This window comes from Paenibacillus sp. Y859, from assembly GCF_056786405.1.
In genome coordinates, this window is the sequence record NZ_JBXCIZ010000012.1 from 46088 (window position 1) to 66138 (window position 20051).

At 39.2% G+C, this 20051-nt stretch carries 14 protein-coding genes; all 14 read left to right on the forward strand.

Translation table 11 applies throughout. The features are described 5' to 3' along the window. Positions 1-117: 117 nt before the first annotated feature. The 14 genes from AC1TO8_RS19250 (at position 118) to AC1TO8_RS19315 (ending at position 19856) form a co-directional block, all read left to right on the forward strand. Positions 118-1050, forward strand: coding sequence for a manganese-dependent inorganic pyrophosphatase (locus tag AC1TO8_RS19250; RefSeq protein WP_482057242.1), 933 nt, complete (start codon positions 118-120; stop codon positions 1048-1050). Positions 1051-1384: 334 nt separating this feature from the next. Then, positions 1385-1702 carry a thioredoxin family protein gene (locus tag AC1TO8_RS19255; protein WP_482057243.1) on the forward strand — a complete coding sequence of 106 codons (318 nt, stop codon included), beginning with the start codon at positions 1385-1387 and terminating at the stop codon, positions 1700-1702. 114 nt (positions 1703-1816) lie between these two features. Further along, positions 1817-3637: a sensor histidine kinase gene (locus AC1TO8_RS19260; protein WP_482057244.1), complete on the forward strand. Its 1821-nt coding sequence runs from the start codon at positions 1817-1819 to the stop codon at positions 3635-3637. After that, entirely contained in the window at positions 3630-5183 is a 1554-nt protein-coding gene (locus tag AC1TO8_RS19265) for a response regulator transcription factor (RefSeq protein ID WP_482057245.1), read from the forward strand. Before AC1TO8_RS19260 ends, AC1TO8_RS19265 begins: the two co-directional genes overlap by 8 nt. A 384-nt stretch (positions 5184-5567) precedes the next feature. After that, entirely contained in the window at positions 5568-6548 is a 981-nt protein-coding gene (locus tag AC1TO8_RS19270; protein WP_482057246.1) for an ABC transporter permease, read from the forward strand. Between the two features lie 15 nt (positions 6549-6563). Beyond that, on the forward strand, positions 6564-7463 hold the full coding sequence (locus AC1TO8_RS19275) for a carbohydrate ABC transporter permease (RefSeq protein WP_482057247.1): 900 nt from the start codon (positions 6564-6566) through the stop codon (positions 7461-7463). A gap of 124 nt (positions 7464-7587) precedes the next feature. Next, positions 7588-9273, forward strand: a complete 1686-nt coding sequence (locus tag AC1TO8_RS19280; protein ID WP_482057248.1) for an ABC transporter substrate-binding protein — start codon at positions 7588-7590, stop codon at positions 9271-9273. A 540-nt stretch (positions 9274-9813) separates the two neighbouring features. Further along, positions 9814-11166: an ABC transporter substrate-binding protein gene (locus AC1TO8_RS19285; RefSeq protein ID WP_482057249.1), complete on the forward strand. Its 1353-nt coding sequence runs from the start codon at positions 9814-9816 to the stop codon at positions 11164-11166. A gap of 99 nt (positions 11167-11265) precedes the next feature. Then, a complete protein-coding gene (locus tag AC1TO8_RS19290; protein ID WP_482057250.1) occupies positions 11266-12219 on the forward strand; it encodes a carbohydrate ABC transporter permease in 954 nt (317 codons plus the stop codon). Next, positions 12216-13079 (forward strand): carbohydrate ABC transporter permease, encoded by an 864-nt coding sequence (locus AC1TO8_RS19295; protein WP_482057251.1) that lies wholly within the window; start codon positions 12216-12218, stop codon positions 13077-13079. The genes AC1TO8_RS19290 and AC1TO8_RS19295 overlap by 4 nt, the downstream gene beginning before the upstream one ends. 84 nt (positions 13080-13163) lie before the next feature. Next, the gene (locus tag AC1TO8_RS19300; RefSeq protein WP_482057252.1) at positions 13164-14888 is read left to right on the forward strand and encodes a cache domain-containing sensor histidine kinase; all 1725 of its coding nucleotides are present in this window, start codon (positions 13164-13166) and stop codon (positions 14886-14888) included. A gap of 27 nt (positions 14889-14915) precedes the next feature. Beyond that, positions 14916-16265 carry an ABC transporter substrate-binding protein gene (locus AC1TO8_RS19305; protein WP_482057253.1) on the forward strand — a complete coding sequence of 450 codons (1350 nt, stop codon included), beginning with the start codon at positions 14916-14918 and terminating at the stop codon, positions 16263-16265. Positions 16266-16283: 18 nt separating this feature from the next. Beyond that, positions 16284-17876: a response regulator gene (locus AC1TO8_RS19310; RefSeq protein ID WP_482057254.1), complete on the forward strand. Its 1593-nt coding sequence runs from the start codon at positions 16284-16286 to the stop codon at positions 17874-17876. Positions 17877-18137: 261 nt separating this feature from the next. After that, complete coding sequence (locus AC1TO8_RS19315; protein ID WP_482057255.1) at positions 18138-19856, forward strand: ABC transporter substrate-binding protein; 1719 nt, start codon at positions 18138-18140, stop codon at positions 19854-19856. The last annotated feature ends 195 nt before the right edge of the window (positions 19857-20051 follow it).

The window sequence follows — 20051 nt, forward strand, 5'->3', positions numbered from 1 at the left end:
TTTCAATTATTCTCTGTAAGGGGATTGGAATAAGTCGAATTTGACGTTATAATCTATAAATAGGACAATCATTCTTGCGTATTTTCCATTGACCACGAGAAGGAGAGAATAATCATTATGACGAAGGTACTCATATTTGGACATAAGAATCCAGACACAGATACAATTTGCTCTGCTATTGCTTATGCTGAACTGAAGAAGGCTGTAGGTGTAGATGCTGAGGCAGTAAGATTAGGTAATGTAAGTGGGGAAACACAGTATGCACTAGACTATTTCAAGATAGATGCACCACGTCTTGTTGAGACGGTATCTAACGAAGTAGAAGAAGTTATATTAGTAGATCATAACGAACGTCAGCAAAGTGCGAGTGATATCGATAAGGTTCGTGTTGTTGAGGTTATTGACCACCATCGAATTGCTAACTTTGAGACAAGTCATCCTTTATATTACCGTGCTGAGCCAGTTGGATGTACAGCAACTATTTTGAATAAAATGTATAAGGAAAAGGGAATTGCTATTCGGAAGGAAATTGCAGGCTTAATGTTATCTGCTATTATTTCTGACTCCCTACTCTTGAAATCACCAACATGTACGGATGAAGACGTAGCTGCTGCTAAGGAATTGGCTGCAATCGCTGGCGTTAACTTGGAAACTTACGGGCTAGATATGTTAAAGGCTGGTGCCGATCTTAGCGATAAGACGATCAAAGAATTGATCACTCTTGACGCTAAGGAATTCCAAATGGGCGATTACAAAGTGGAGATTGCTCAAGTGAACGCGGTGGATACGAATGATGTATTGAGTCGTCAGGCTGAAGTGGAAGCTGCTTTGTCTGCTGTTGTAGCTGATAAGGGACTGGATCTATTCGTATTCGTAGTAACTGATATTCTTAACAACGATTCCGTTGCCTTGGCACTTGGAACAGTAACGAATGCAGTTGAGCAAGCGTACAATGTTAAGTTAGTTAACAATATAGCATTGCTAAAAGGTGTCGTATCGCGCAAATCGCAAATCGTACCGGTATTAACGGAAGTCCTGAAGACACTATAATTCCTTAAATAAAGAGCGTAGTCATAGCCGAGTTTTGGCTTGACTGCGCCTTTTTGTTGATGGGGGGAAGGGACCGTAGGATGAGTTTTACCGGTGATAGTAGTGATTACGGAGTGCAAGATAACTATCAGCAATAAATCTAGAAGTAGCAGAAGCCCCGGAATAGAACAAAAGAAGGGAATGGATATGGAGCGAAGAGTTTACGGTTAGCCTTTAAAGTCGTGTTCCATCCCACCCACGATAGTCACTTACTCATAATCTTTAGATAGTTTGCAAAAGAATAAATAAACGTTAAAATAAAGAGAAGAACATGTTCACTAGGAGGAATAACAAGATGGAAAGAATTCAAACAGAAGAACAGTACCGTCAACTGACACAAAGCGATGAGTGGACTGTCATTAAATATGATGCGACGTGGTGCCCGGATTGCAAAACATTGGATAAGTTTATGGATGGAATTATTGATAATAATCCCGACAAACGTTTCTACGCGTTGGATGTTGAACAATTATCCAATATTTCTGAAGAGAATGATGTACGAGGAATTCCGAGCTTATTAGTGTATCGCAACGGGGAGAAGATCGCACATTTGCATAGTAAATTCGCCAAGACCCCTGCACAGATTACAGAATATTTGGATTCAATTAAGTAGGATCAGGTCTGCTACTGTATCGACTAGTAACGGTACCCTCCATCAAATTGCAATTTGATGGCAGGGTATTTTTCGCGTGAGGGCTGGAAAGCTTAATTGGATCCAAGCTATGCTATGATGGATATGAATGGAGATGAGGTAAACACAATGTGGAGCTTTTTCCTCCGGAAAACCAACAATATTCAGATCAAGAATAAGCTACTCTATTCCTATATTATCGTCGTGATGATTCCAGTAATTATTATTGGGGCTATTGTCATCGGATACTTCCGTCAAATAGCGATAGATAGTGCGATTGCTCAAATGTCCAATAATGTAGATAAGGTACGTAATCAGTTGGCAAATATGCTGAAAGTGCCGATTGATATATCTAATAAGCTTTACTTAGATAGAGATTTACAGTTGATTGTGAATACTGATTATAACAGTAACTTGGAATTATTCCATGCTTATCAAGGTTACAAGGAATTCGATGAAGTAAAAGGGTTGTATTCAGAGATTACCGGGATCCGATTCTATCATACGAATCAAACGATGAGTGACAATACTGATTTCACCCGGATTAATCAAGACATACGTCAAACACAATGGTATGAGACCGTTAGTGATAGTAATGGAATTGGTTGGTTTTACGTGGAGAACATCAATGCATCGTCGGTAAAAAGATTGAGCTTGGTTCGACGTATTAGATTTAGTGAGTACCCAACACAGGGTGTTCTTGTGATCTCGCTGAATCAGGATTTATTAGATTCAACGCTTAGTAACGAACCCTTTGAGACGATGATAGCAGATGACAGTGGTAGTATAGTGGCTGCGAAGGACCCTGAATTAGTAGGGATGACGCTCACAGAGCTTGATCTGGACTTTGCCCTGAACCAGAATACAAAGAATATATTTGAGACTGATGTCAATGGAGTTCCTTCCCATGTTGTTATAAGTAAGCTGACACCGCAATCAAGTCGGAATGGACTTAATATCGTCTCTGTATTTACTAATGAGAGTATTACCCAAGCTTCACAAAAGATTGGTTGGGTTGGCTTGCTACTGATTCTACTAGTACTAGCACTTGCGCTTGGGCTTGTATATGTAGTGTCACAGCTTATATCCAGTAGACTACTTCATCTAAGTAGGCAGCTTAACAGAGTAGCGAGGGGGGATTTCACCGTAAGCTCCAATATAGATGGTAATGATGAGATTGCGCAGTTATCACGGCAATTTAATTATATGGTTAATAGCATTAATGATTTAATGAACAAAGTCTATGAAACGAATGAGAAGAACAATAAATTAGAAATTGCTCAAAAAGAAATTAAACTTAAGATGATGGCTAGTCAAATTAATCCCCATTTCTTATTTAATGCACTAGAATCTATTCGAATGAAGGCACATATTAAAGGGGAAAAGGAAATCTCTTATATTGTTCGCTTATTAGGTAAGCTCATGCGTAAAAACTTAGAAGTCGGTAGTGGAAGAACTACACTGAAAGAAGAAATAGAGATGGTCCGGTCTTACCTAGAAATTCAAAAGTTCAGGTATGAAGACCGCTTGAATTTCGAACTAATGATGGAACCGGACTCTATGAATGTAAGTATTTTGCCACTTATTATACAACCCCTCGTTGAGAACGGAATAATTCATGGGCTTGAAAGTAAAGAGGTTGATGGGATACTCGTTGTGAAAAGTTGGGTAATGAATAATGAATTGAATATCGAAGTCACAGATAATGGTAGTGGAATCTCACCTGATCATCTCCAGAGTATAATAGCTTCTTTAGAAGTAGATGAGATGGAAGGCGCTCGAATCGGACTTCGAAATATTCATCAAAGGCTTACACTATATTATGGGGACAAGTACGGTTTAAACATCACTAGCCAGCTGGAAAAGGGTACGACAATACATTTCAAATTACCTATGGGAGGGAACAACCTTGTTTAATGTATTGATTGTAGATGATGAGCCTTCTATTCGTGAGGGACTAAAGACGATTATAGAGTGGGAAAAGTATGGATTTAAGGTGATAGATACTGCCTCTAATGGACGGGAAGCTTTGTCGAAGTACAATCAACTTCGCCCCGATCTAACCATCATTGATATCCGAATGCCAGGAATGACAGGACTTGACGTAATAGAACAAGTCCGTCTAGAGCATAGTGAAGGGCGATTCTTAATTCTAAGTGGTTATGCTGATTTTGATTATGCGAAGAGAGCTATTAGTTACAGCGTTGATGGTTATTTACTGAAACCAGTGGATGAAGATGAGATGATTGTAGAATTGCAGCGAATTCACACCTCATTATCCGAGCAGATGGAGCTGAAACTACGGAATTCCGAGGAGGATCACTACTTTCGAGCTCATCTCGTGGAAGAGTTCCTGTTCCACGACAATGAGCATGGAAATATAGAGAGTGTTGTGAATTTAGGACTGTCCTGGAATAGTTATCAGATCATTTTGATCGAAGTACATGGACAGGCTATAGATGAATCTATATATATAAATGCCCTCAAGGGAAGATTAATTGAATATTTTGATGAAACTGAACAGGGAATTGTCTTTTCGGCGGGTTCAAACCTAGGTATATTATTAAATGATGTTATCGATAGAGAGGAACAAGCTATTAGTTTGTACGCAGAACTTTCTAAGATGACGGAGGAGTGGAATCGGCTTGCCTACGTCGCTTCTGGTCCAATAGTCAAGGAAATAGGAGAGATAGGAATATCATATAGTTGTGCAACGGAGTTACTTCAACATCGATTCCTTTTTGAACACAAACGTGTCATGATGAAGGACGATCTTCAGAGCATGATTAGTCATTTCGGTAACAAGCCTGATGTAAGCCAAAGTGATGAGATTGAATTATCTGATAAGCTTTATTATGCCTTGGATATTCGAAGTAAAGATGCCTTATGGAGAGTAATGGAAGAGATAGAACAACGAATTGTGAGTATTAGTCGCTCGGAACAGTCGATAAAATCCTTATACGCCCAGATCTTCGCCAGTGCGATAAATAAGCTTTTTAATAGTAAAACTGAGTTGAATCCTATATTACAACAATACTCATCATTTATTACAGAGGTGTACCAGCAAGTCACTCTGAAGGATTTAAGACAGCTGACGATCGATCATCTGAGTAGTTTAATCGAAGGATTAGGTGGCATCAGCAAGGATACTGTGTTGAAACAAATGATTGATTTCATTCAAAGAAACTATAATGAGAATTTGAAACTAGAACTTTTAGCAGAAGTGTTTAATTATAATAGCGCATATCTAGGGAAACTATTTAAAAACTATACGGGCGAACAGTTTAATACATTTCTGGATAAGATCCGTATTGAACAAGCGAAAGATTTACTTTTAGAAGGTTTAATGGTTCATCAAGTGGCTTCCCGTGTAGGTTATGCAAATGTGGATTATTTCCACAGTAAGTTTAAAAGATATGTAGGGGTCTCTCCGTCCTCGTATCGAATTATGGAAAAAGATTAACGCATAGAGGAAGTTCAAAAAGTCATCTTTTGATCACGAAGTATAGCAGGAGGTTAATTCGACATCGAATGTTGAATTCAGCCGGTCCTTCCGGTGCTCACGTAGGTACTGCCTACGCTCCGCTCCTCACTCCCTATCTTCATCCAATCTTCTCGGTGCTGAAAAGCTGATTTTTTGAACTCGTATATAAAATGATGAATTATGTCGAGAAATGTAATATTAAATGATCCGTTTACATAAAAACGGGTCATTTTTCATGATTTTCAAGAGGGATTCTTGACTGATAGCTAATTATTATATGACTTTATATAAAAATGATTGGGTATGATGCTTATGTGGTATCAAGTAAAATAGAATATATCAAATAGAGGAGGGGTCCTTAAGATGGAAACGCTAACAACCAGCGATAAATCTCCCGACAGTAACAATGGAGCTTCGCAAGCTCCAAGAAAGAAAAAAGGGCTATGGAATTCGCTTGTAAAACAAAAGTATTTATACTTAATGTCTTTACCATTTGTAATTTGGGTGTTTGTATTTAGTTATCTGCCTATATGGGGATGGACGATGGCTTTTCAAGACTATAAGCCAGCGCGCTCTTTCACTGAACAGAAATGGGTAGGTTTTAAGCATTTCGTTGAGTTATTCTCTGATGAGCGGTTCTATCTAGTGATGAGGAATACATTAGCGATGAGCTTAATGGGATTAGTATTTGGATTTGTAGTTCCCATTATATTTGCACTTTTGCTTAATGAACTTCGTGCTGTAATGTTTAAAAAGTTTGTTCAGACTGTTTCATACTTACCTCACTTTGTATCATGGGTGGTTGTAGCAGGTATTATTACGAAAGTATTATCCACAGATGGTGGTGCTGTAAACCAACTGTTAATGCTTCTTCATATTATTGATGAACCTATACAGTTCATGGCAAAAGGGAATCTATTTTGGTACATTGTTACCATTTCAGATATATGGAAAGAAACCGGTTGGAATACGATTATTTACCTAGCAGCCATTACCGGGATTGACTTAGAACTTTATGAGGCGTCACGTGTAGATGGTGCAAGTCGATTCAAACAAATGTGGCATATTACGTTGCCTGGAATTCGTACAACCATATCGGTCCTACTCATTATGTCTATTGGTCACTTGATTAGTATTGGCTTTGAGAAACAATTCCTTCTTGGGAATAGCCTAACTACGGACTATCATGAAGTGCTTGATCTGTATGCACTGAACTATGGTCTCAATATGGGTAGGTTCTCATACGGTACGGCCATTGGGATATTCAACTCTGTTGTGAGTGTTATCTTACTCTTTACAGCTAATGGTCTTTTCAAAAAAATCACTAAAGAAAGCATAATGTAGGAGGAGGGGGTAGATATGCCAAATAAAGCGTTTAATGCAACCAAGTCCGAGAAAATATTCGATGTATGTAATATTATTTTTATGGTACTTGTTCTAATTGTTACTTTATACCCATTCATGAACGTACTAGCAATTTCATTGAATGATTCTATTGATACTGTACGTGGTGGAATAACGATTTGGCCACGTCAATTCACGTTAGACAACTATAAAACGATTTTTGGTTATGATACTTTGCTTCAAGGGTTACAGGTATCCATTCTTCGTACATTAGTCGGTACATTCTTAGGATTACTGAGTGCCTCGATGATTGCATATACACTTAGCCGCGTTGATTTCAGTGGTAGAAAGTTTATATCAACATTCCTTGCATTAACGATGTATTTCTCAGGTGGATTGATTCCTGTCTATATTTTGATGCGCGATTTGAACTTGATCGGAACGTTCTGGGTTTATGTATTACCTGGATTAGTAAGTGCGTTCAACGTATTCATCGTGAGATCTTTCATTGATGGTCTACCATACGCATTGCAAGAATCAGCTAAGCTCGATGGAGCAAATGACTTCACGATTTATTGGAAAATTATTCTTCCGCTGTGTAAACCAGTTCTTGCTACGATTGCATTGTTTATTGCTGTGGGACAATGGAACTCATGGTTCGATACGTACCTATATAACGGAAGCAATGCCACCTGGACGACATTACAGTATGAATTGATGAAGGTACTACAAAGTACTCAATCAGGTGGTTCAGCAGTGAATGCTAACGATATGGCACAAAAGATGGCTCAGATTTCCCCGGAATCAATCAAAATGGCGATTACCATCGTCGTTACAGTTCCAATCTTAGTTGTGTATCCTTTCCTACAGAAATACTTTGTAGGTGGTATGACACTAGGAGCAGTGAAATCGTAGGATTTACCTAGAAGTAGTCCTTAAATATGGCGGGTTACCGAGGAAAGTATGGCAATACTGGTCAATCCGTCAGATAAAAAAATATATAGAGATAGATTAGAGATTTGAATAGGAGGTTTTACAAATGGCAACTGGTAATAAGAAAAAGGCGGCGTTCCTAGCGCTAATAGTGTCTTCTTTAGTGGTAGCAGGATGTGGTAGTAACTCAAATAATGCAACACCAGTGGATACGGGAGATACAACATCACCAATCACTTTCTCTTTCTTTGGTGCAGATGCAAGCCCTAGTTGGAACAAGATGCAAGATGATGTTGGGAAAGTGATTACGGAGAAAACGGGTGTAACGCTGAATGCAGAATATGCTATTTCTGGTGGAGGTCAAGACAAGATCGCTCTAATGGCAGCAAGTGGTGATTATCCTGATTTGATCTATGCAAAAAGCGATGTAGCTAAGTTGGTGGATGCTGGCGGCATGCTTGATCTGACAGATCTGATTGAAGAACATGCCCCGAATATCAAAAAGGTATATGGTGAATATATGGATCGTCTCCCATACAGTAATGAGGACAGAGGGATCTATGTTATTCCGACGAACGCGGCTGTGAATCAGACTAGCTTTGATGCAACGGGTGGATTTGAAATTCAGCATGAAGTGCTGAAGGAATTAGGTTATCCAGAAGTGAAGACACTTCAAGATTTCGAAGATGTGTTACAAGCTTATTATGACAAGCATCCTACGATTGACGGTCAACCTACGATTCCTTTAACTTTGGATGCGGATGATTGGAGAATCATGATCACGGTAACGAACCCAGCTTTCTATGCTACGGGTGCTCCTGATGATGGTGAATATTTCATTGATCCCGAAACGTTTGAAGCTCAACTTCACTATAAACGTCCGGAAGAAAGAGAGTATTTCCGTTGGTTGAACCACATGTATAATATAGGTCTACTGGATAAGGATACATTTATACAGAAGAGTGACCAATACAAATCCAAGATTTCCAGTGGTCGTGTTCTCGGTCTGATTGACCAAGAATGGGGATATGCCGATGCTGAGAACGCTCTAAAATCAGCTGGTAAACCTGAAAGAACGTATGCGCATTTCCCTGTAACTCTTTCTGAAGAGTATAAGGATCATACCTTTGTAGATACAGGGTTCTTGTCGGGTTGGGGCGTGGGAATTACAACGGCAACGAAGGATCCTGTTCGCGCCATTAAATTCCTAGATTACCTAGCTTCTGACGAAGGACAAGTACTGATTAATTGGGGTGTTGAAGGCAAGCATTATAATGTTGTAGATGGTAAACGTGTCATTCCTGCGGATGTCTTAGATCAGAAGAATAATGATACTACTAATTTTACTAAGACATCAGGTATCGGATTATATGGCAACATGTCTGCACACTACGGTGACGGTGTACTAGACCCAACAGATAACTATTATACGACGAACTTCCCAGAACAAATTGTAGCTAACTACACTGAGGCTGAGAAGGAAAGTTTGAAAGCGTACAATGCAACAACTTGGAAGGATCTTTTCCCTACAGCAGAGGATTTCCCTGTTAAGGCTTACGGTGCTGCATTTAATATCACTGTAGAAGAAGGTTCAAGTTACGCTGTTAAATTCCAGAAAACACAAGATATTATCCGTAAACGTATTCCGGAAGCAGTTCTAAGTACTCCTGAGAAGTTCGATGCTGTGTATGATGCTATGTTAGCAGAGCTTGATAAAGCTGGCGCAGTAGAGATGGAGAAAGAATATACTCAACTCGTAAAAGATCGCGTAGATCTATGGAGTGGTAAGTAAATTGTGAAGTAATATGGATTAGGGGGCCCTGCATATGCAGGGTCCTTTTTTGTGTTGTGGAAGTTTCTATGGAGACCTCGCGGGTAGAGCCAGCCTTTCACTCTACAAAAAGGTTACTGCAGGTAGACGCAGGGAATTGTGATAGTAGTAATACCCTCGAAAGTAGAACAAAAGAAGGGAATGGGTATGGAACGAAAAGTTCACGGTCCGCCTTTAAAGTCGTGTTCCATCAACTGAAAACAATTCAAAGAACAAGACTTTAAGAGTGGATGTAGCCCATAACTGAAAGTGATACGAAGTATCGCTAGCACCGTAAGCATAAGCTCCCTTCCCACCCACCACATAAACTCCTCAACTAAGGGCGCCGCAAGGCGTTTTTTTAATATCCATTATGTATAACGGAGTCAGTAATAGAGTAGAAGTAAAATGGATTCGTAATATTTTCACCCTAAAATCGCAATATTACCACCTCAAAATATGGGAATAACTCTTGTAGAATAAAGACTGTAAACAGAAACATTCTTGAGAGGGGTTAAGAAAATGAAAAGAGTTAAACATTGGACGGTATTAATGTTAGTCATCTTGTTGGTAGCTTCTTTAACAGCGTGTGGAGGAAATAACACGACGAATAATAACGCTAAGAACAGCACGCCTACTACTGAACCGGCGGAAACCAAAACACCTGATGAACCAACAAAACCAGCTGAAAAAGTTGAGCTTTCCTTCTGGTCATTGGGAACGACAAACTATGAGGAACTTGGTAAGGAATATACGAAGGAAAATCCAAACGTTACAATCAAGTTCCAGAATACGTCAGATCAAACTGCGCATCACAACAATCTGACAACATCATTATCTGCAGATTCAGGTGCTCCTGATATCTTCATGCTAGAGATTGGTTTCATGGAGCGTTTCATTAACGCTCAAGATAAATTCTATAATCTAAATGATTTAGGTGCTAAAGATATTGCAAGTAACTATTTAGACTGGAAATGGAAACAAGCATCATCTGTTGATGGAAGCTTCCAAATTGGTCTACCTACGGATATTGGACCTACCGTTGTATACTATCGTACAGATCTTGCTGAGGCAGCGGGTTTACCCGTTGATCCTGAAGGATTCGGAGCAAGCATTGATACTTGGGATAAATTTGCAACCGTTGCCAAAGACTTCAAAGAAAAAACAGGAAAGCCATTTGCTGACTTGACGGATCTCGTATACAACGCAGTTCGTGATCAATCAGCAGATCAAATTTACTTTAATGCAGAAGATGGATCCTTTATCGGAGATACCAATCCACAAGTCAAGAAAGCTTTTGACTTTACAGTGAAGGGGATTCAAGAAGGATGGGTCGGTAACACTTTGCTATGGTCTCCTGAATGGGGTCAAGCAATGACGGATGGTGGATTTGGGGTTATATTGGGTCCTGCATGGATGGCGGGGAACATTAAGAGTAATGCTCCAACTTCAACAGGAAAATGGAAAATCGCTCAATTACCAGAAGGTGCTGGTAACTGGGGTGGATCATTCTTAACATTGCCTAAGGAAGGTAAGCATCCACAAGAAGCGTATGACTTCATAGCTTGGTTGGATAGTCAAGAAAGCCAACTTGAATCGTTCAAAGCAAGTGGATTGATGCCTTCTATTCCTGCACTTTACACAGATGCAACCTTTACAGGATTCCAAGATGAATTCTTCGGAGGTCAAGCAACAGCAGTTGAATATGGTAAAGCAGCAGAACGCGTTAAGCCCGTTTATTACGGTCCATTACATGACCAAACTGATACATTCTTCAAGGATGCACTTAAGAACGTGTTAGAGAAGAAAGCTGATCCAGCTAAAGAGTGGGATGCAGCCGTTAAGAAAGCGAAGACATTGGCAGAACGTAGCTAGAAACTTCTTACTACAATCAGTATAACAAACCATCCAAATTCGCAGGAAGGGACACTTCTTGCGAATTTGGATTTGTATATCATTCCATGGAGGTGCATCATGGCAGAACCCATTATAGTTCAACCATCGGTCAATATGAAGAAGCCATTTTTAACAGAACAACGACGGAGCCGTTTTATGGCCTATATGTTTATCTCGCCTTTTTTCATTTTATTTTCTATATTTGGTCTGTATCCAATTCTATTCACCATCTACTTATCGTTCTTTAAGTGGGACGCATTAGGTCCTATGAAGTATGTTGGGATCAAGAATTATGATCTGATCATCAGTGATCCAACCTTCTGGATTTCATTTAGCAATACGTTAATTATGGGGGTTATGGGGACAGTTCCGCAGTTAATCATTGCTCTTTTTGTGGCAGTTATCCTAAATTCGTCCCTAACTAAATTTAAGAAGTCATTCCGTATTCTATATTTCATGCCGAATATTACATCGATCGTTGCTGTAGCGCTCGTATTCAGTACGATGTTCGGTAACAATGGGATGATCAATTGGCTTCTCAATGGTTTGGGAATTGAGAATGTAGCATTTAACTCCGGATGGTGGGGCGTTAAGATTGCAATATCCACGATGGTGATGTGGCGCTGGACAGGATACAATGCCATCATCTTCTTATCAGGTCTACAGAGTATTCCGACAGACTTGTATGAGGCGGCTGAGATCGATGGAGCCAATAAAAGTCAAAAGTTATTATTTATAACGTTACCTCTATTGAAGCCATTTATTGTGTTCGTAACTTTATTATCAACCATTGGAGCGCTTCAGTTATTTACTGAACCGTATGTATTCCTTGGACAATCAGGAACGGGTTCTACTCGTGAGGAAGGTGTCACGATGGTTACATATCTGTACAGTGAAGCATTCCGTAATGGATTCTTTGGTACCGCCGCTGCTACGGCAGTTATGTTGTTCTTAATCACCATTGTTTTCTCCGTTCTGAATATGGTGATATCCAGCCGGTTAGGTGGTAATACAGGAGGGGATTCAGCATGAGTTCTGTAAATACAGTAGCATCGAAACGAAGCAATTCAGGTGTTTTTAGTAAAACACTATACTATCTAATGCTTATTGTTGGGGCTTTAGTGTCTATCTTTCCATTCTATTGGATGTTCGTTATTGCTACGAATGATCGTGGAGCGGTGTTCCACATTCCACCTTTGTTAACGGTTGGAGATCAATTCTTTCATAACTTTGAACGTGTATTAGAGAAGTCGGACTTCTTTAGGGCGCTGGGCAATTCGTTGTTCGTCTCTTCCATGGTTACGATTTCTGTCGTATTCTTTTGTACACTTGCAGGATATGCCTTCGCGAAATACGAATTTCCTTTCAAAAAGGTTCTGTTCTTTTGTGTTATTGGTACTTTGTTCGTTCCCACTCAATTGAGTGTTCTTCCGACATATATTATTATGGCGAAGCTACATTGGATTGATAGCTATAAAGCGCTCATTGTGCCTGCTATGGTTAACGCATTCGGGATATTCTGGATGAGACAGTATATTTCTACTGCCGTGCACTCCGAGTTAATTGAAGCGGGTCGTATCGATGGTGGCGGACATTTTCGGATTTTTTGGAATATTGCGATTCCAGTGATCACACCGGCAATGGCAACACTTGCTATACTTAATTTCATGAACGTATGGAATGACTTCTTCTGGCCACTAGTTGTTCTGAAGAATAAAGAGAATTATACGATACAGATTGCATTGCAACAGTTATTCTCGAACCGTGATGGTCTGGATTATGGCATGATTATGTCAGCAACTTTTACGGCAACAATACCTCTATTAATTGTTTTCCTTTTCTTTAGCAGATATTTCATTGCAGGGCTAACATCAGGTGCAATCAAGAGTTAAATATTTATTTTCCTTTCTGTTACAGGGATTTAGAAGCACAATGAAGAATAATAGACGTAAGAGACAGCAGGAGGAAGTGAAAGAATGAAACTTCGTCGTAAAATTTTACTAGCTATTATTCTTCTTGTGTTCATTCCAGTTATTGTAATGGGTGCGATATCGTATTATAATTTCTCGAGTGCTATGGAGAAGAAATCAAGTCATTTCTATTGGGTATCTTTGCTAGAGACAGATCGCAAGCTGAAGTTCGCCTTAAGTGAAATTACAGCCATCTCTAATGCAGCTATTACACAACTTCCAATTCAGCAATCGCTGAAGCAATCTGACATGATCTTGGCCTATGATCGTAAACAGGAAATTAATAATATTCTGATCGACCATCCTATGATTTCCTCATTTAGTCTTTATACCAATGACAGTTTAATCTATCAGTATAATGAACCGATGTCTTTCGAGACCATGAAAAATAAAGTCTGGTATGAACCTATGTTAGAAGCAGATGGAAGGCCTATTTGGGTTGGGCCGGGTGAGAATGGCAAGTCTGAACAAGGACACTCCGTTCTTATTCAGGCACGAGTGATTAAAGACAGTTATTCGTTGGAGAATATAGGATCGCTCGTTATTTATGTTAAACCAGATATACTAGATCAAGTTTTTTGGGAAACAGCCACGCTGAAAAGCGGGGATATTTTGCTTGTGAATAAGCAAGGGAATATCGTCTTTGACAAATCAGGTCATCATGTTGGAGAGCAGGTGGAGCTTCCCTTTTTGGCTAGTGGATATGCGAAAGAGAAAGGCTATTACATAGATAACTTTAGGAATGAGAAGTCTCTGATCACTTTTTTGCCATCCTATAAAGAGGAGTGGTATTTGGTAGCTATTACCCCAATGAAACTGATCCGAGCAGAGTCAGATTCGATTCGTAATATTGCGATCATATTAGGTCTATTTTCATTGTTATCGGCCTTTTGGTTTGATCAATTCTTCATAAGTAAGCTAGTTCGGAGTATTATAAGTGCGGTAAATGGAATGAAACGGGTACAACAAGGGATATTCATACCGATTCATTCGCATACGAAGCAAGATGATGAAACGGATTTACTGATAGATGGATTTAATAGAATGAGTACACAGATCAATGAATTGATTTTACAAGTAGAAATGGAACAAGGTAGGAAAAAGGAAGCTGAACTGAAGGCATTAGTATCTCAGATTAATCCGCATTTTATATATAATTCATTGGAATCTATTAATTCTATGGCAGTCTTGCAAGGTAATAAGGACATAAGTAAGATGGTTATATCCTTAGGTAAGCTGCTAAGGATTAGCATTAACGACAATCAAGAATTGATTCCAATTCATATGGAATTTGAGCATGTCCGCCATTACTTAAATATTCAAAAATTCCGTTTTGAGGATAAATTTGAGTATGAAATTGACTACCCTAATTCTATGAAATATGTGATGACCCAGAAATTGATTGTACAGCCGATTGTTGAAAATGCATTGTACCATGCGATTGAGCCTATGGAAGATAAGGGGTATATCATAATCCGTGCTCATGAGACGGAAAAAGATGTACTTATTGATGTGATTGATAATGGACCGGGCTTCGATCAAGATACATTGTTGGATTTATGGGATACGAATACATCAGGTAAGAAGAAATATCATGATAATGGTGTGGGGCTTAAAAATGTTCATGAACGTTTGGTTATTCGATTCGGTAGCTCTTATGGAATTCTGATTTGCTCTTCTCCGGGCTACGGTTCGACGATTAGAATTCGAATACCGAAGATACTTGCCTGATATATAAGGAGAGGAGGATTGATCAATATGAGGAGATTTATGAATTGGGGCTGGATAATACTTTATATCATTTTATTAGTCGTGACGGTTATGTTCATTACTGTTAAAGAAGCGGAAGATCCAATTGTAGCAGACTCAGCGGAGAAAGTTACACTGACATTTCGCCATTTCTGGCTTAAGGAGCATGATCGGCCAATCCTTGCCCTCTTTGAAGAGATCGTGCATGATTATCAAGAGTCACATCCGAATGTAAAGGTCAACTTTGATGGAATGGATCAGACTATTCATAGGGAACAGAAATTAAAGAGGGAAATGGTAATAGGTACGCCACCCGATATGTTTGTGTTGTTTGGGGGGGCTGAAATCGAACCGTATATCCGAGCTAATCGCTTGATGGATTTAACGGATTTCGTGATGGATCATAATCTGAAGAATCAGTTTAAAGATCTTAGTTTATGGATGTCGGATGGGCATGTCTACGGTTTACCCATTGAGGGAAATGCAGAGCCGTTATATGTGAATGCAGAGATATTCGAGGAGCTTGGGCTTCAAATGCCACGAACGCTTTCACAATTTAATCAAGCAATTCTAGTATTGAAACAGCATGGGTACATTCCTTTTGCACTCGGGAACACGGAACGCTGGCCTGCTGCAATATATGCTCATTATCTCATGGATCGGTTCTCTGACTCGGATCTAATTAATAGGATCGCTCAAGGTGAAGAGGGTATCGGATTTCAGAATGAAGGTTATTTGCGAGCCTTTGAGCAGTTGGAGTCATGGGCCGCTGAGGAAGCATTTGGTCCTTCACCTAATAAACTATCTACGGAAGAGGCAGTCAATCTTTTTACCCACGGTAAGGCGGCCATGTATTTGAATGGAAACTGGGATATTACGTTGTTTCAGAATGAAGATGCCCCACTGGATTTTCAGAACAAGGTAAGTGTTATTCCATTTCCATCTATATATGCAGAAGGGAAGCAATCCATGGCTGGGGGATATACGATTGGAGTCGGACTATCCTCAAACTTAACAGATGCCAAGAAAGAAGCTGCGCTTGGATTAATGCAAGCATTCTATACGGAGGAAGTTCAGGAAAGAATTGTATATGAGGGATTAAGGATACCGTCGAGATGGATCAAGTTCGATTCGGAGAAGACAGGGCCTATATTCACCGAAATGATTGAAGTGATGGAGGAAAGCCAAACAAGCTTTGTGCCCTATGATAATATTTTATCACCAGAAGTGAAAAGATCCTTCTTGCGTGTAGTTGAAGAAATTATTGATGGTAAAATAAATGCCAAGGAAGCTTTAGAGCAACTTGATGCATCCTCTATGCAATATTGGAGATTAAGACAAAGTTATATTGGAAATTAAAATTGGGGGGCGGATACAATGGTTGCAATCGGGAATAAGTATAAGGTCATTCTGGTTGATGATGAACCTCTGATTTTACGTAGCCTAAAGGCAGCCATACCGTGGGATGAGCTGAACCTAGAAGTCGTTGGTGAAGCGCGTAATGGAGAAGGGGCACTTCGTTTAATCGAAGAGACTTCTCCAGATATGATTATTAGTGATATTCGGATGCCTGGTATTGATGGGATATCCTTAATGAAGGAAGTATCCTCCAGCAATCCAAAGATGATTTTCATTATAATTAGTGGATACGGTGAATTTGAATATGCACGAGAAGCACTTAGACAAGGAGCTTTTGATTATTTATTGAAGCCGATTGATCATGATGAGCTGACAGAGATGCTCATACGGGCAAGTGAAAAGTTGGATTCGCAAATTGTGAATGATCAGCTAATGGATTCTGTCCAAGCGCTATCGTTAATGGCTCGGGAACGAATGTTCTCAGAGCTTATTGAAGGGAATCAAAGAACACTCCACCATATGAATTGGATGGAAAGTGATGAATTGGAAGAGGAATACTATATGGCTGTCGTGCAGCTTGATCAGTTCTTGTTATTAAATGGTCTTTGGACGAAGGAAGAGAAACGATTGTGGCTGTTTGCCATTCGCAATATTCTGGAGGAATGGTCGCAACAGAATGAAGGAATGACGGTATTCCCATTTCATAGTGGGGAGTGGGTTATCCTATTTGCTGGCACTTGTAATGATAACTTAATTGAGCTAGGTGAGGATATCATTCTGCACATTAAGAAGTACTCCAAATTAACTTGCTTTGTAGGAATTAGCACAAGTACAAAGGGAGTTGATCAGTTAAGCTCTTCTTATCAAAGTGCAACTAGAGCATTGTATCAACGCTTTTATGCTAAGGATCAAGGGGTCTTTATTGATTCAACTTCGGAAGAGCAGCTTGTGCAGAATCTAGAGGTTAAATATCCGAAGCATCTGGAGACGGCTATCCTACAATGTATCCGTACACTTGATTTGGAGAGAATGCTTTCCTTGTTTGATACGATGAAGGAATATATAGAGGAGCATTCGTTGAGTAAGGATATTGCAGAGCGAATGATAGTAGAAATGATAGTTGTACTATACAGACAATTTGAATATTCAAATTTCTTAGTGGATGGTTCTTTGGGTGGATTAATCCAGAGAATCCACGGGATGACAACACTTCATGAGATGATACTAGAAGTAAAGGCAACTTTTGAGAAGCGATTGAGAGAGAACAGAGAAAGTAAATCCAAAGAGGATATTCAAATGAATATTGATAAAGCACAGAGGTATATTTCGGACAATTATCATAAGGAGCTAACGATTGAAGAGTTGTCTGAGTTAGTAGATTTGAGCGCAAGTCACTTTTGTATGATATTTAAACAAGTATCAGGATATACCTTTTTGGAGTATCTAACGAAATGTCGAATGGATAAGGCGAAATATATACTAAAGAATACAAGTGTGAAGGTATATCAAATTGCACCGCTTGTCGGATATCAGGATCCTAAATATTTTACGCAAGTATTTAAGAAGGCAACGGGGAAAACACCATCGGAATTTCGCGAAGAGACGGGGTGAAGTGATAGAACGAGAGGGGATTTATAGTGCTTTATGTAATAAACAAAATGATGTTGACAGGCTAGAAGGCATCATATATACTAAGTTTATGAAAGCACTTCCAATCAAACAATGCATTTTGAAAGCGCTTTTCGAAAACGTTTCAGTTATATTTCTTGTGAGTATAACTAATGATGAATATCATCAAGTCATGTGCAAGGATTGGTAAGGATACAACAGGATACAACCAGAGTTTAGACATTCTAAAGGGGGATTTACGGTATGAAGGGGAGAACACCGAAAACGTTTGCGATGTTGTTGTTAGCTAGTGCACTACTTGTATCGGCATGTGGTAACAATAATAGTGCTAGTACTAATTCAGGTGACACGAAAGAACCAGCCAAATCTACAAATACAGAGACAGCATTAGATACTAGTCCAATTACATTTAAGTTCTTTGGAGCAGATGCAAGCCCTAACTGGAATAAGATGCAAGATGAAGTTGGTAAAGCAATTACAGAGAAAACAGGTGTTACGATTAATGCTGAATTTGCTGTGCAAGGTGGTGGACAAGATAAGATTTCTCTTATGGCTGCCAGCGGTGACTATCCAGATATGATCTTTGCTAAAGGCGATATTAGTAAGATGGTAGATGCTGAAGCAATGATCGATTTGACAGACTTAATTGAAGAGCATGCTCCTAACCTAAAGAAGGTCTATGGTGATTACATGGATCGCCTACCATATAGCAGTGAAGATAGAAGCATATATGTTCTTCCGAGTAATGCTCTAGTAGGTCAGACTTATTTTGATGCTACCGGTGGATTTGAAATTCAGCATGAGGTGCTAAAGGAACTAGGATATCCAGAAGTGAAAACGCTGCAAGATTACGAAAATGTATTACAAGCTTACTATGATAAACATCCAACGATTGATGGACAACCAACGATTCCCTTGACATTAGATGCAGATGATTGGAGAATCATGATTACGGTTACGAATCCTGCATTCTTTACAACAGGAGCACCAGATGATGGGGAATATTATATTGATATCAATACATTTGAAGCACAACTTCACTACAAACGTCCAGAGGAAAAAGAATACTTCCGTTGGTTGAATCATATGTATAATATTGGTCTTCTTGACAAGAACACATTCGTACAAAAGAGTGACGAATATAAAGCTAAAATCGCTAGTGGTCGTGTGTTAGGTTTAATCGACCAAGAATGGGGTTACGCAGATGCTGAGAATGCTCTGAAGGCAGCAGGTAAGGATGAAAGAACATATGCTCACTTCCCTGTAACACTCTCATCGGATATTTTAGACCATACCTTCCAAGATACAGGATACCTGGCTGGTTGGGGTATAGGGATTACTACAGCTTGTGAAGATCCAATTCGTGCTATTAAATTTTTGGATTACTTAGCTTCTGATGAAGGTCAAGTTCTTAGGAATTGGGGTATTGAAGGAGTACACTATGTTGTAGAAGATGGTACACGTGTTATTCCTGCAGATGTACTAGATAAGAAGATTAATGATAATAGTAACTTTATTAAGACAACAGGTATTGATTTGTATTCTACATTCTCTCCTCGTTATGGTGATGGAGTACTAGATCCAACGGGTAGCTACTACACTACGAACTTTCCTGAACAAATCGTAGCTATGTATACTGAGGCTGAAAAGGAAAGCTTGGCAGCATACAATGCTACAACTTGGAAGGATCTATGGCCTTCAGAAAAGGATATGCCTGTTAAACCTTGGGGAGCAGCTTGGGATTTAGCTGTTGAAGAAGGTTCACAATATACTGTAATGTTCCAAAAAACGCAGGATATTATTCGTAAACGTATTCCAGAAGCTATCTTAACTACACCTGAGAAATTTGACGCTGTCTACGATGGTATGTTGGCAGAGTTGGACAAAGCTGGTGCTGAGAAGATGGAAGCGGAATATACAGAATTAGTAAAAGCAAGAGTAGATCTTTGGTCTGGTAAATAATAAAAAGGTAAAATAACTTGATAATAATACTTGAGGGGCTCTCATTTTGAGAGCTCTTTTTTTTGAGAAAAAAATTCCTGAAATAAGAGTATACAAAATGGGGGAAATGATATATATTATTAATGAAAGCACTTACATCTTTGGTTTTAACAGTTTTCGAAAACGCTTTCCGAACATCATGAATAACATATCTGC